The 14,277-nt window shown below is 31.8% G+C and carries 16 protein-coding genes; 15 read left to right on the top strand and 1 reads right to left on the bottom strand.

Going from position 1 to position 14,277, the window contains the following annotated elements:
* The 6 genes from SA378_RS08760 to SA378_RS08735 all read left to right on the top strand — a co-directional run.
* A partial coding sequence (locus tag SA378_RS08760) for an efflux RND transporter periplasmic adaptor subunit (RefSeq protein WP_318525609.1) occupies positions 1 to 1,067 on the top strand: 1,067 nt, incomplete at its 5' end.
* A gap of 12 nt (positions 1,068 to 1,079) precedes the next feature.
* Positions 1,080 to 2,429 (top strand): ABC transporter permease, encoded by a 1,350-nt coding sequence (locus tag SA378_RS08755; protein ID WP_318525608.1) that lies wholly within the window; start codon positions 1,080 to 1,082, stop codon positions 2,427 to 2,429.
* A gap of 92 nt (positions 2,430 to 2,521) precedes the next feature.
* Complete coding sequence (locus SA378_RS08750; protein WP_318525607.1) at positions 2,522 to 3,595, top strand: mechanosensitive ion channel family protein; 1,074 nt, start codon at positions 2,522 to 2,524, stop codon at positions 3,593 to 3,595.
* Between the two features lie 55 nt (positions 3,596 to 3,650).
* Positions 3,651 to 4,034 (top strand): thioesterase family protein, encoded by a 384-nt coding sequence (locus SA378_RS08745; protein ID WP_318525606.1) that lies wholly within the window; start codon positions 3,651 to 3,653, stop codon positions 4,032 to 4,034.
* Between the two features lie 60 nt (positions 4,035 to 4,094).
* On the top strand, positions 4,095 to 4,556 hold the full coding sequence (nrdR, locus tag SA378_RS08740; RefSeq protein WP_318525605.1) for a transcriptional regulator NrdR: 462 nt from the start codon (positions 4,095 to 4,097) through the stop codon (positions 4,554 to 4,556).
* A gap of 15 nt (positions 4,557 to 4,571) precedes the next feature.
* Positions 4,572 to 5,204, top strand: a complete 633-nt coding sequence (locus tag SA378_RS08735) for a DUF4241 domain-containing protein (protein WP_318525604.1) — start codon at positions 4,572 to 4,574, stop codon at positions 5,202 to 5,204.
* Positions 5,205 to 5,276: 72 nt separating this feature from the next.
* Here the strand turns inward: SA378_RS08735 and SA378_RS08730 are convergent, their stop codons facing one another.
* Positions 5,277 to 6,209 (bottom strand): CorA family divalent cation transporter, encoded by a 933-nt coding sequence (locus SA378_RS08730; protein ID WP_318525603.1) that lies wholly within the window; start codon positions 6,207 to 6,209, stop codon positions 5,277 to 5,279.
* A 212-nt stretch (positions 6,210 to 6,421) separates the two neighbouring features.
* Here SA378_RS08730 and SA378_RS08725 point away from each other — a divergent pair, with 212 nt between their 5' ends.
* The 9 genes from SA378_RS08725 to SA378_RS08685 all read left to right on the top strand — a co-directional run.
* Positions 6,422 to 6,814 carry a NusG domain II-containing protein gene (locus SA378_RS08725; RefSeq protein ID WP_318525602.1) on the top strand — a complete coding sequence of 131 codons (393 nt, stop codon included), beginning with the start codon at positions 6,422 to 6,424 and terminating at the stop codon, positions 6,812 to 6,814.
* Positions 6,815 to 6,840: 26 nt separating this feature from the next.
* Positions 6,841 to 7,359, top strand: coding sequence for a Gx transporter family protein (locus tag SA378_RS08720; RefSeq protein WP_318525601.1), 519 nt, complete (start codon positions 6,841 to 6,843; stop codon positions 7,357 to 7,359).
* 1 nt (position 7,360) lies between these two features.
* On the top strand, positions 7,361 to 7,603 hold the full coding sequence (locus SA378_RS08715) for a DUF4321 domain-containing protein (protein WP_318525600.1): 243 nt from the start codon (positions 7,361 to 7,363) through the stop codon (positions 7,601 to 7,603).
* 9 nt (positions 7,604 to 7,612) lie between these two features.
* Positions 7,613 to 8,191, top strand: a complete 579-nt coding sequence (locus SA378_RS08710; RefSeq protein ID WP_318525599.1) for a Maf family protein — start codon at positions 7,613 to 7,615, stop codon at positions 8,189 to 8,191.
* Between the two features lie 42 nt (positions 8,192 to 8,233).
* Positions 8,234 to 8,923 carry a RadC family protein gene (gene radC / locus SA378_RS08705; RefSeq protein WP_318525598.1) on the top strand — a complete coding sequence of 230 codons (690 nt, stop codon included), beginning with the start codon at positions 8,234 to 8,236 and terminating at the stop codon, positions 8,921 to 8,923.
* Between the two features lie 26 nt (positions 8,924 to 8,949).
* Positions 8,950 to 10,014 (top strand): rod shape-determining protein, encoded by a 1,065-nt coding sequence (locus SA378_RS08700; RefSeq protein ID WP_318525597.1) that lies wholly within the window; start codon positions 8,950 to 8,952, stop codon positions 10,012 to 10,014.
* A gap of 9 nt (positions 10,015 to 10,023) precedes the next feature.
* Positions 10,024 to 10,863 carry a rod shape-determining protein MreC gene (gene mreC / locus SA378_RS08695; RefSeq protein ID WP_318525596.1) on the top strand — a complete coding sequence of 280 codons (840 nt, stop codon included), beginning with the start codon at positions 10,024 to 10,026 and terminating at the stop codon, positions 10,861 to 10,863.
* Positions 10,864 to 10,889: 26 nt separating this feature from the next.
* The gene (gene mreD, locus SA378_RS08690) at positions 10,890 to 11,381 is read left to right on the top strand and encodes a rod shape-determining protein MreD (protein WP_318525595.1); all 492 of its coding nucleotides are present in this window, start codon (positions 10,890 to 10,892) and stop codon (positions 11,379 to 11,381) included.
* Positions 11,382 to 11,406: 25 nt separating this feature from the next.
* Positions 11,407 to 14,277, top strand: a 2,871-nt coding sequence (locus SA378_RS08685; RefSeq protein ID WP_318525594.1) for a penicillin-binding transpeptidase domain-containing protein, incomplete at its 3' end; no start/stop codon positions are given.

The following is a 14,277-nucleotide window of genomic DNA, read 5'->3' as shown; positions in this document are numbered from 1 at the left end:
ATTATTCCGGTACAAGTCACAAACTCAATTCAAATCCTTTTCCAGGGTTAGACAGCATGACATACGTTCATAATGGGGAAATTGCGGCTGATAATCCAGGACTTGTTCAACCAGGTATGGCTGCTGCCATATTTACTGAAACCAACGGTCAACCGGTTACCGGGCTTTCTTATCAGGGAACTGTAACATCATATGTAAATGAAAAGAAAGTTTACAGCACTCTATATTCTTCTGATGATAATACTACAATTATAGCAACAGATGTTCCTGTGAGCCAAAATGAATTTGTTGAAGAAGGGCAGATATTAGTCCGCATTGCAGGAAGTGATGTCACTGAATTAATTCAGCATGATACTGAAAGCATAATGGCTGAATATGACAAAATAGATACATTAAATGATGAAATAGAAGATGTTTACGAAAAAATAGACAAAGTTTCAGAACTGTCAACCAAACTAATGGTTACTGCTCCTTCAGACGGTATGGTGTCTTACGTAAATTACAATGTTGGGGATACAATTCAAGCGTCGGAATCTAGTGATCAATGGTCATTGCAGCTTATGGATATGTACAATACAGATGAAATGTTTATATACACTACAGTAAGTGATCTTGATGTTTTATACATAACTCAAGATGCACCTGTAACAGTTACAGTAGATGCCCTTCCCGGTGAAGAATTCGAAGGCAGTGTTATGAGTCTTAATCAGTATACAGATAGAGACGGTAAAACAGTTTATAATGTACAAATCAGGGTTGTAGGCAGAGAAGGTTTAAGACCGGGTATGAATACAAACTGCTTTGTTGATTCCGGGGAAGCTTTCGATACACTTCTAGTTCCAATAGAGTCAGTTTTTGAAGAAAATGGCATCCAAAAAGTTGAAGTTTTAAATGCTGATGGTCAAGCAGAAGTAGTTGAAATAGAAACTGGGTTAATGAACGATATGCTTGTCGAAGTATTAAGCGGTTTAGAAGAAGGTCAACTTGTTGTAACCGGCAGCACAAAGGATTTAATGCCAAGCCAGTCTGTGCCGGAAAATGACACGCTGTTACCTACAAATCAATAAGGAGTGATGATAATGCAAGATAGAGGAAATATTACATCCCTTCTTGTAAGACTGAAGTTTTCTGCTTTAATGGCATTTGACGGTATTACATCAAATTTGCTGAGAACATTCCTTACTGTGCTTGGTATTTCCATAGGAGTTGCAGCTGTGGTAAGCTTAATGGGCATAGGGGAAGGAGCAAGAAAATCTATTGTATCTCAGTTTGAAAGTTTAGGTGAAAATGTAATTGTTATAAAATCAAATGTAGATACTGTTACTTTTGAACCAGAAGAAGCAGAAAATTTGTCCGGCAGAGTGACAGGAATTCAATATGCCACACCTGTGGTATATACTAAGGATACACCTGTAAGGTGGAGAAGAGATGAAAGTGAAATGAATATAGTTGGTGTTAACCAATTATATCCTGAAATAAAAGATCATGCAGTTGTTTCGGGAAACTTTTTTACATCACTTCATGTAAAACAAAGATCTCCGGTTGCAGTGCTTGGCTATAATGTAGCTAATTCTTTTCTCAATGGCAGAAGCCCTGTTGGCCAGACATTAAAAATAAACGGTATAAATTATCGTATTGTAGGTGTATTAGGAGAAAAGGGAGAAGGCAAGGGTGATGGAATAGATGATAAAATAGTGATACCATACACCTCCGCAATGAAGATATCAGGAACAAAAGATGTTTCAGAAATTTGGGCAAAATCTGCCAATGCAGAAGATGCTGAGTTGGCAATGGTTCAGCTCGGAAGAATTTATAAGCGTAAAGTTGGAATGGGAAGCAATATAACTCCCGAGAATGGTGAGGGCCAAGGTCAAGGAGGAGAAGTAGAAGTTTCTAAAGAATGCGAAGCTGTTGAGGTTCCGGTTGAACCTATGCCGGAACCAGAAGTTCCAGCAGAAGATGAAAATGTGTTTACAAAGGGTGAAGAACCTCTTACTATAACAAGTTTGAATAATTTAGTAAAAGAAGCAGACCAGGCAAATCGTATTATGACAGTTCTCCTTGGCGGAATTGCTGCAGTTTCTCTATTGGTTGGAGGAATAGGCATAATGAACATAATGCTTGTCGCAGTAACGGAAAGAACAAGTGAAATTGGAGTAAGAAGAGCTCTGGGAGCTAAGAAGGAAGATTTATTAATACAATTTTTGCTTGAGGCGGTCTATGTGAGCATTATAGGATGCGTAACAGGCATAGTCTTGGGAGCGTGGGCAGTAAGCTTAGTGTCAAAATATGGACTATCAGCTGTTGTAAGTTTTGATTCAATACGTATTGCAGTATTTGTTGCACTTACATCAGGTTTGTTGTTTGGAGTATATCCGGCAATAAATGCATCTTCTCTGCCACCGGTAGAAGCTTTAAAAAGTCAATAATAATTAGAGGTTTTGATTTATCAAAACCTCTTTTAAATTTTTGATATTTATTATATAATTATATTTAATAAAAAAGAAGAAAGGGAAAAATTATGATTTTTACAAGTGAAGTAAGTATGCAGACAGTAGCAGAAGCTGTAATAATTTTATTTGCACTGCTGTTGTTCAGAAATTTTATCACAAATATAATAATTAAAATTTTAAAAAAATTATCAGAAAAGTATAATTTGAAAAATATTGCTTTGGTTGTTGACTCAATTGAAAAGCCGCTGGTAAACTTTTTTACATTTACAGGCATATACTTTGCTCTTATTGTACTTCCATTTAACGCAAATATTGCAGGATTTATAAACAAAGTTTACAGAACATTTATTATAATAACTTTAACTCAATGCGGTTTAAATATAGTAACGGCTTATGCTGCTGAATTGAACAATGCATATACAAATATAAATGATAAAAAAGAAAGAACACAAATGTCCAAGACTGTGTTTCCTCTTGTATCAAAGCTCATAAAAGTAATTATAATAGTAATAGCAGTTGCAGCTATAGCAGTAGAATTCAACTTCAAACAATTAAGCAGCATTCTTGCAGGTCTTGGTATAGGAGGTGCTGCACTTGCGTTGGCATCACAGGATTTGATTAAAAATTTTTTTGGAGGGTTTGTTATTTTAACTGATAAATCTTTTAGCGTTGGAGACTGGATAAGAGTGGACTCCTTTGAAGGAATAGTTGAAGAATTGGGGCTTAGAAGTACAAAAATAAGAACAGTGGACAAGGAATTGGTTACTGTTCCTAATTCAAGATTTGCTGACAGAGAGCTTATTAACTACAGTGCAAGAGAAAACAGAAGAGCGAATTTTACGTTAGGTGCTGTTTATGACACTCCTTCAGATAAATTAAAAAATACAATTGAAAAAATTAAAAATATGCTTGACAATCATCCGATGGTCAAAGAAAATTCTGCATTGGTTAAGTTTGATAAATTCAGTTCAAGTTCATTGGACATAGTAGTTCAATATTTGACTAACACTGCAGATTATACGGAATATATGAATATAAAGAATGATATTAATTTTAAAATAATTGATATTTTCAATAATGAACAAGTAAGCTTTGCATTTTCAAGCATGAGTATATATATGGAAAACAGTAAGAATCTGTAAAATTAGTTGTATATTTAATTATAAGTTAGGAAAGATAGGAAAGGAAGGAAGAATTATGGAGTTTAATTTAAATACAGGACTTAAAAACAAAGAAGAAAAAATAGTATCTATGAATGATACTGCAAAAGTTTTTGGAAGCGGAGCAGCTGAAGTTTTTGCAACTCCAATGATGATTGGGTTAATGGAAGGAGCAGCAATGAATGCTGTTAAAGAATACCTGCCTGAGGGATATTCAACAGTTGGAACAAGTGTAAATGTAAAACATATGAGTGCAACAGCAGTTGGCAAAAAAGTTTGGGCAGAAGCAGAATTAATGGAAATAGACAGAAAAAGACTTGTTTTTAAAGTTGATGCTTATGATGAGGACAAGAAAATAGGCGAAGGAATGCACGAAAGGTTTATTATTGAAGAAGCAAAATTTATGGGCAATTTAAAATAATTAAATAATTGTATTTACTTTATGTTAAATGTTTAGTAAAATCAATAAAAGGAGAATATTATGAAATGTCCAAAGTGTAATTGTTCTGAAAGCAAGGTTGTAGATACAAGACCAACCGATGATGGATTTAAAATCAGGCGTCGCAGGGAATGTATTGAATGTGGATATCGCTTTACAACATATGAAAAAATTGAAGAAACACAAATTGTTGTAATAAAAAGAGATGGAACAAGACAGGGTTATAACAGGGATAAAATCATTAATGGTCTCATCAGAGCTTGTGACAAGCGTTCAGTAAGTCTTGAGCAAATAGAAGGAATTGCAGACAAAGTTGAAAAGCAGTTATATAATACATTTCAAAATGAAGTATCTACCGAAGTAATTGGTGAGTTAGTAATGAATGAACTCCAAGGCGTAGATGACGTTGCATATGTGAGGTTTGCTTCTGTGTACAGGAAGTTTAAAGATATTAATACTTTTATGGATGAGTTGAAAAGAATTCTGGATGAAAGAAAAAAATAATCAAAGGAGCAATATATGTATATAAATTTAGATGTGCTTAATATAACAAATGGAAATACTCATATGATTGATACAGAGTTTGGTAGAATGAATATAGAAAAAATTGAAGTAGGAAAGCTTAAACTTACAACCGGCAAAATTATTGCAACAGACCCTATTTTGATGTATGATGATGAAAGCTATTCTGAACATGTTAAACCAGGCGAATATACAGTAAATATATATGTTGGCAAGACAGAAAACAGAAAAACACAAACGGTGATTTCAGAAATAAGATTTAATGACAACGTTCCGGTTAAATGGGAAATGGCATTGTTAGAAGGTGAATCTGCAAAAGGTTTTGGAATTGATGAATTTATGGGTTATGAAGTTGAAAACGGTCTTGGATGCTTTATGGATGAACATGTGATGGAAATTCTTGATGTAATGGATGAAGATGAACTTGATAATTATGAAAATAGTATAAGGGATGCAGTAAAAAACAGTGATTATTCATGTGCAGATGTTAAGATTGACAAAAGTAATGGAAATAATATAATTGTTTTTGCAAGCGGATGGAATGATGGGACGTTTCCTACATATTACGGATTTGATTCAAAAAATAAATTATCAAGACTTGTTACTGATTTTATGGTAATTGAAGCATGAAAAATTTAAATCTTGGGAAAAATTTATGGCAATAGATATTCGTTGCCATAAATTTTATTATGTTACTGTAAATTACCAGAGTTTCTTTTTTCTAAATAACCAGAGACAAAAAACCAATACAGAAACGCTGAGAACCATGACAAAAATATAACCAAATTTCCAGTGCAACTCAGGCATATATATGAAATTCATACCATACCATCCCACTATGAATGTCAGTGGTAAAAAAACAGCACTTATAATTGTAAAAAGCTTCATTGTGTTATTGGTAGTGATTTCTAATTGTGCCTGGTAAGATTCTCTTATTTGAGTTGCATAATCTCTTAAATTTCCTACTTTTCTGTTAAGTCGTTCAATTCTATTGAATAATATAACAAAATGTGAAATTGATTTTTCACCAAGAATGTTGTTTTCGTTTTTAATTAGATCTTCAACAATATCTAAAAGTGGCTCATAATGTTTTTTTAAAAATAAAAGTTTATTTTTCAATGATACTATATCTGTTATGTAGTCTTTAATCTTTCCTTCTATAACATCCTCTTCTACATTCGATATTTCAGATTCTAAATTTGAAAGAATATTATAGTCTTTTGCAGTCAATTTATCAAATAATGTGTAAAGTATATTTTCCAAGCCAAGGTTTAGTGTTCCTTTAGCATATATATCATCCTTTATTTCTTTGAATATGTTTAAATTTTTTTTTGATACGAAAACTAAATACCTTTTGGTCATATAAAAGTCAAGTTCATCTGCACTGAATAAATTTTGATTAGTACCAATTATATTAAGTATTCCAAAATTGTAATTTTCATAAATATCAAGTTTTGGAGTATCATCGTTATGAATGCATTCATTAACAGATTGGTGACTGAAATTAAAATAAGCATTTTTTTTGCATAGCTCATCAACGTTGAACAAAATCCAATATTTCCCAATTTCATCATTAGTAAATGATTCAAAAGTTGTTTCTGTTAAGTTGTCTTGATTTATTTTGTATATTAACAAGTTATCACCTCAAATTAAGATTATATTATGATATATGAATTATTATATATTAATCTTAGCATTTTTATTTATGTATGTAAATTAGAAATTATTATGTATTGAGTTTTTTAGAATTAAATTATGTCGAAAAAGTTCCAAATTTATATATACAATCTTGAAATAAAGTTTAAACAATGATAAAATAAATAATCTAAATAATTAAAAGGAATATTATGAATAAGAAAATTAACAAATTTGATATTGCATTAATTGTAGGAATAGTGGTAGTAAATATCGCAATGATCTTTTTCGGAGGAAGCAATGTTGTTCATGCCAATGAAAAAAAAGCATATATATATTCAAAAAATAAATTGGTTGGTGAATATGTTTTAACTGATGATTATAAAACTGAATTTACTATAGGTGATAAGGATGCAGATTTTAATACCATACATATTGAAAATGGTGAAATATGGATACAGGATGCAAGTTGCCCGGATAAAAATTGCGTAAATCAAGGGAAAATCAGCAATGATGGTGAAATCATTGTTTGTCTTCCTAATCAACTGTTAATAAAAATAGAACAAGAGAATGTAGAAAATGAACTTGACTTCATTGCGAAGTAGCATAATAAACTAAGAAAGAGAAAATTATGAGTAAATTACAAAGATATATTTTTTTGTCACTGCTTACAGCAGCGGCATTGATACTCAGTATTATAGAGGGTATGATACCATTGCCATACATAGCTCCAGGAGCAAAGCTTGGCTTGTCAAATATTATAACATTAACCATAGTTGTTGTGTTTGGTTTTAAAGATGCATTGTTGGTAGTAATTTTAAGATGTATTCTTTTAATGCTTGTTGCCACTAACCCAATTACTTTTATTTACAGTATTGCAAGTGGAATTATGAGTACTGTTGTGATGTGCCTTGGTTTAAAATACTTTAAAAGATTAAGTCTTATAGGCATAAGCGTTTTAGGAGCTATGACTCATAATGCAACACAAGTTACAGTTGCTGCAATATTATTCGAAACATTTAACTTGTATTATTATTTGCCTATTTTATCATTAGTGAGTATTTTTACAGGATGTTTTGTTGGGTATACTACAATATTTATGTCAGATAATTTAAGTAAGACTGTATTGAAATTAGGAAGAGAGGTTTAACATGAAGAAGGGAAATTCCGTTTATTTAATTTTGCTGCTCTTAACATCTGTTATCATTGGTACAATTCTTGGTAAGTCCTTTTCTGGAATTCTTCCTATTTTAAATTACGGAGAAGGTATAGGCTTTGGCCCGGCAACTTTAGATTTAAGTATATTTACTTTGACATTTGGATTTAGTGCCAATCTTACTGTTGCAGGAATAATAGGTATATTTATTGCAATAATAGCTTACAGAAAACTTTAAGGATGTGCTATGAAAAAAATAATTTTAGCATCTAAATCTCCAAGGAGAATTGAGATGCTTTCGAAATATTTTGAAAATGTAATAATTTATCCGTCAGATATATTTGAAAAGGTCAATGAATATGATATGCCCGAAACAACCGTTATGAAAATAGCTTTTGAAAAAGCTATGAAAGTATATAATGAATGCAGAGATGAAGGTATTATTATATCAGCAGATACAATAGTTTTTCTTGATAAAATACTTGGAAAACCTAAAGATTTTCAAGATGGATTTAATATGCTCAAGTTGCTTTCAGGTAATACGCACAGTGTTTTTACAGGTTTTTGTGTTATAGACAGTGCTACAGGAATGAAAGTTGTTGATTACGAGAAAACATTTGTAGAATTCAATGAACTTAGTGATGATTTTATTATTAAATACTTAAATAAAGGTGAATATATTGACAAGGCAGGAGCATATGGCATACAAGGTTACGGAGAATTGCTGGTAAAAAAAATAAATGGCTGTTACAACAATGTTAAGGGTTTGCCTATGAATAAATTAAATAATATAATGACAAAACATTTTTATCAAAATTTGCTTTAGTTAAACTTAGTTTGTTTTAAATATTGCATATTGGAGGTTGAAATGGACAATACTAATTATACCATAAAATCAATGCCTTTGGATGACAGACCACAGGAAAAATTGCTTAAATATGGAGCTAATACTTTGTCTAACTCCGAACTTATTGCGGTAATATTAAGGACCGGGAGCAAAGATGAGAATGTTGTTATGCTGGCACAAAGAATTCTTAATGAAGATGGAAATGGACTCAGAAATATAGCCGGGGGATCTGTAGAAAAGTTTAAAACATTCAAAGGTATCAATGATTGTAAAGCAGCTCAGCTTATGGCTATATCGGAAATCAGCAAAAGAATAAGCACTTTAAAAATAGATAGAATTAAAATTTCTTCGCCTGGCGATGCTGCGGTTGTTATGATGGAGGAGATGCGTTATTACAAAAAAGAGTATTTTAAGATTATACTGTTAGATACAAAAAATAATATAAAAAAAGTTTCTCAAATTTCCGTTGGAAGTTTGAATAGTTCCATAGTCCACCCAAGGGAAGTATTTACGGAAGCTGTTGCTAATTCGTGCTCTTCAATTATTTTAGTACATAACCATCCAAGCGGAGAATCAGAGCCTAGCCACGAAGACATAGTGCTTACAAACAGATTGGATGAGTGCGGTAAAATATTAGGGATAAAAGTGTTAGACCATATAATTATTGGTGATGGCGTATTTTTTAGTTTTAAAGAAGAAGGTTTGATTTAAAAACTACTCAATGAAAGGAAACAAATATGGGATTTTTTGATTTGTTTACACAAAAAATAGGAATAGATTTAGGAACATCAAATACGTTGGTGTATGTTAGCAATAAAGGAATAATAGTAAATGAACCGTCAGTTGTGGCAGTTAATAACGGTTCAAATGAGGTTTGTGCTGTTGGTGAAAATGCAAAAGCGATGCTCGACAGAACACCTAAAACAATAAGTGCAATAAGACCGTTGCAAAACGGAGTGATTGCTGATTTTGAAATAACAAGGGCAATGATTAAATATTTTATTAACAAGGCATTGAACAAAAAGCGCTTTATTAAGTCTAATGTTGTTATATGTGTTCCTGTAGGTGTAACTTCTATTGAAAGAAGAGCCGTGGAAGAAGTTGCACTGGATTCCGGTGCAAGAAAAGTTAAGCTTGTAGAGGAACCGATGGCTGCAGCTATAGGTGCCGGGCTACCAGTAGATGAACCTGTTGGAAATATGATAATTGACATTGGCGGAGGCACAACTGAAATTGCAATAATTTCTCTTGGAGGTATTGTTGAAAGCGACTCTTTGCGAATAGCAGGAGATGATATGGATGTTAATATAAAGGATTATATAAAACTTAAATATAAAATGGAAATAGGTCTTGTTACAGCTGAAAAAATCAAAATGATACTAGGCAATGCAAGTAAAGAATATTATTTAGAAAAGAATCTTGCAAAAAATTTTAAGGAAACTGATTCTGATGGAGAATCAATTAAATCAAAAAATGACTATATTAAAGAAACGGAAATAAGAGGCAGAGATATTGTTTCGGGGCTTCCTCTTCACATGACTGTTACAAGTGATGAAATAAGAGAGTCTATAATGGAAACAGTAAATAGTATAGTTAATGCAATTAAAAGAGTACTTGAAAGGACACCTCCTGAATTGTCTGCTGATATCTATGCCAATGGTATTTATTTGACAGGCGGCGGGGCTTTGCTTAAAGGTTTGGATATTTATATTGAGAAAGAAACCGGATTAAAGGTTTATATAGCTGAAAGCCCGTTGCAATGTGTTGCTTTGGGTGCAGGTAAAATATGTGAGGATATGTAGCGGTGAAAAATGAATTTTATTAAAAATCACTATAAAAGAATATTATTCTTGTTTACAATTTTCTTATTAATCATATTAATTGGACTGTCTTCAATAGGCAGAATGGACGGCGTAAATTTGGGATTCCTGGGGAATGTTGTTTCGGGTTTTCAAAAACTTACGTTCAATACCGGACAGACATTAACCAATTCTTTTTTTTCTGTCCAGGAAATAGTGAGAATGCGTGAAGAAAATATAATGTTGACTGACAATGTACACGAATTAAAGGAACAAGTAAGATTTTTAGAAAACATTGTAAATAAGTCAGATGCTTTAAAAACTGAATATGAAATGAAAACAAACCTTTCGTATGATTATATTGTTGGACAAGTAATTGCTTTGGACGACTCAAATTGGTTTAGTAGATTTACCATAGACAAGGGCGAAAATGACGGTTTGAAAAAAAATGACATTGTAATTTATGCTGTTGAAACAGAAAATGGTGTAGTTCAAATAGGACTTGTAGGTATAGTAGTAGAAACATCATCTAATTGGTCAAAAGTAATAACTTTGTTGGATGAAAGCTGTAAAATAAGTTTTAGAGACATTAACAGCGATGAGAGTGGAATTATTCAGGGAAGTATTGATGGTACTGTAGCAGGATATTTCTTCAACAGTAAAGCAAAAGCAAGTGAAGGCGATAATATTGTAACATCAGGAATAGGTGAAATATATGTTCCGGACATTTATATTGGAGATGTTAAAGAGGTTATTCAAACCACCGATGCATCCACCCAGAAGGTTGTCGTAGAACCTGCTGTTGAATTTACTAAATTGAACAGGGTTTATGTGCTCAAAGTTTCAAAATGATAAGATAGATGAAAGGTAGTAGTTAAATGAAAAAATTAGGCACAATGACTGCTATTGTAGTAGTAAGTTTTGTTTTTCAAACATCCCTGTTTAATTTTTTTGATATTTTTGGTACCGTTCCTAATATTTCTTTAATATTGGTAGTTGTTTTTGCTATGATGTCAGATGGAGTGACAGGGGGAATTGTCGGTATAATAACAGGAGTTTTGTACGATGCTATGATTTATGATGTATTTGGCATCTATACATTAATATATTTTATTATAGGTTCTGTCATAGGATGTTACAATGGTGATATGCTTAGTGAAAACAATATAGCTTATTGCACTATAACGGCAGTTTCTACTGTAGCAATGCATTTGTTCATGTATTTAATTTTGTTTTTTCTTAAATACAGAGTTGAATATGCAGGTAGCATAATCAGCAGCATTTTTCTTGAAGTAGTTATAAATACCATACTTGTTGTTTTTGTAGTAAAATTTATTATTTTTATATTCAATAAATTGAATGTAAAATAGGCCTTAAAGACTAGAGGTGACTTAGTTGAAATTACATAAATTTTTAACAAACAGATTCAATATTTTATATACGATTATTATAGTCCTGCTTTGTGTGTTGGGTTTTAGAATGGCTGTGCTAACCATAGTTGAAGGAGAAGAGTACAGGGATATTGCTGATGTAAAAAAAATTAAAGATATACCGGTTAAAGCTCCAAGAGGGAAAATATTAGACAGAAATGGTGAACTTTTAGCGGATAATGTTACAAGTTTTACCGTTCAAATGTATAAGGATGAAATAGATTCTGAAAATTTTAATGAAATCTCGTATATTTTATCTAAGTTGTTAGATAAAAACAATGAAAGACCAATTGATGATTTTCCAATTGAACTAGATACATTTGAATATGTTGATGAAGAATTGGAAAAATCAAAGAGTATTTATCAAAATCAAAACGACACATACGATGAAAATTCTGAAGTGATTTATCTAACGGCTGAAGAAAAAGCAATTCAAGCTGTTAAAGATAATATGAAAGATTGGCTGAATTACAGCATTGTAATATATGGAGAAACTTTTAGTCCAATGGAATTAGTGTTAAATAACATTTTAAAAGATATGTATGTTCCAATTGAATTGTCAAACGGACAGTATGTTTTTGTTGTTACAGAAGAAGAACAAAAAGATTCGATTAAACTGTGGAAAACAGAAAATGAATTCAATGAAAATTCAAATCCGTATGAAGTCATTGCTGAAATATTAGTTAAAAATAATAAATATATTAATGCTTTATTTTCTAATTCAAAAATAAGAAAATTATCATATGAATTTATACAATCAAAGGGCCTATTGGAAAATATAAAACTTGAGGAATTTTCATTTATACAGGATGAAGAATATAAAATTATAAAAAGGAACTTGAATTTTAATCATGAAGAAATTACTGCAACTTCTGAAGCAAAGGATGACTTTGTTTTTTTGACTATGAAATATTCAATTAATAATTTATTGCAGACAGTATATGAATCAAATTCAAAAAAAGTAATTCCAGGTGTTATTCTTCTTGAAAGATTAAAAGCAATATATCCGGATTTACCTGTTGAATTTGTTGAAAAAGGAGAAATTGGCTCATTTGAATATACAGATGATGAAGTGAAAAACAAATATTTGAATCAGCAGCATTTAGAAGAAAATACTATAGCATATGATTTTGTGATAGAAATTTCATTTAAAAACTATGATATATTGTACAATTTAATAACAGATGACGAAGTCAAATATTATTCGCAAATTGAGCTGTTAAAATACGAAAATCCAAATATATCTATAGCTGAATGGGAATATACTCCTATTAGAGACAAAAGAAACTGGATTAACTACAATGTAAAAATTGAAGGAACTGAAGAATATGCAGAAAATTATTCGGCTCAAGAAGTATTCTATTTGCTCCGTGAATCATTGAAAATCAATCCTGAAATAAATGACTATGATATGAGAAATATGATGGTTATAAGAGAACGTTATAACAAAACAAATTATTTGTCATACCATCCTGTTGATATATGCTACGGTATTTCAGAGAAAACTGTTGCTATGATATCTGAAAGATCGCATGAATTAAATGGAATAAATGTTGAGATTGAGCCTTTGCGTTTTTATCCTGAATACGACTCAGCAGCTCATGCTCTTGGGTATCTTGGCAAAATAGCTCTAGATTATGAAGTTCAGGATTATATTGTTGAAAAGGGATACAGCCCTGATGACATAATCGGAAAAACAGGTTTGGAAGAAAAATACGAAGATTATTTAAGAGGAGAAAAAGGCAAGAAAACTGTTGAAGTCAATAATGTTGGAAAAACTATAAAATCAGTATCCAGCCAAGCTCCTGTACCCGGAGATGATTTGTATCTTACAATAGATTTAAGATTGCAAAAGAAAGCTGAAGAAGCATTGCAAAAGGGACTTGAACAAATACAAACAGGAGGCATTTTCGAAAGCGAGTGGGGTAATTTCAGTTATAAAGACAAGTATGAAAATGCAAAATCCGGTGCTTTGGTTGCATTGGATGTAAAAACCGGAGAAGTATTGGCACTGGCAAACTTTCCATCCTATGATTTAAACATGTTTTCTACAGGAATATCATCAGAAGACTGGAACAGCCTTTTAAATGATTCTAAGAATCCGTTGGCACCAAGACCTCTTTATAATATAGCGATGCTTACTGCAATTCAGCCAGGCTCAACATTTAAAATGATTACTGCTCTTGCAGCACTTGAAAAAGGCGTTGATCCAAACACACAAATTTATTGTGCCGGTACTATGAAGGTCGGAGAAAGAAATTTCAGTTGCTGGATTTACAATATGTTTGGCGGATCTCACGGATATCAGACAATGTATGAAGCTATAATGAATTCTTGCAACTTTTATTTTTATACAACAGTTTTAGGATATAATCCGGCTACAAATCAGCCTCATACTGTAAAAGTTGATGCTGAGGACATAATTGATATGGCTTGTAAGTTTGGGCTTGACAGTAAGACTGGAATAGAAATAGATATTCCTCAAGAAGCTTCGGGCGGAGTTCCAAGCATTGAAGGAAAAAAATTAAATATCAGAGTTTATTTAAGAATGTTTCTTGAAGCAAATGTTGAAAGATATTTAAAGGACGGATATGCAATTGATGCAAGTATGAAAAATGAAATCATTGAAGAAATTGTAAGCTGGATTGATCGTGATGAACCCATGACGAGGGGTGAGGTATATGATGGACTTACAGGTCTTAAATTGAATCCTGAGAAAACAAATGATAATAATGTTCCATTAGTAGATATAATAAAGTATTCATATATTAATCAGGCTGTATGGAATGCAGGTGATAGTTTAAATATAAGTATAGGACAGGGAAATAATTCATAT

The sequence above is a fragment of the Sedimentibacter sp. genome (assembly GCF_033447055.1).
Lineage (GTDB): Bacteria > Bacillota > Clostridia > Tissierellales > Sedimentibacteraceae > Sedimentibacter.
This window is presented reverse-complemented; position numbering and strand designations above follow the sequence as displayed.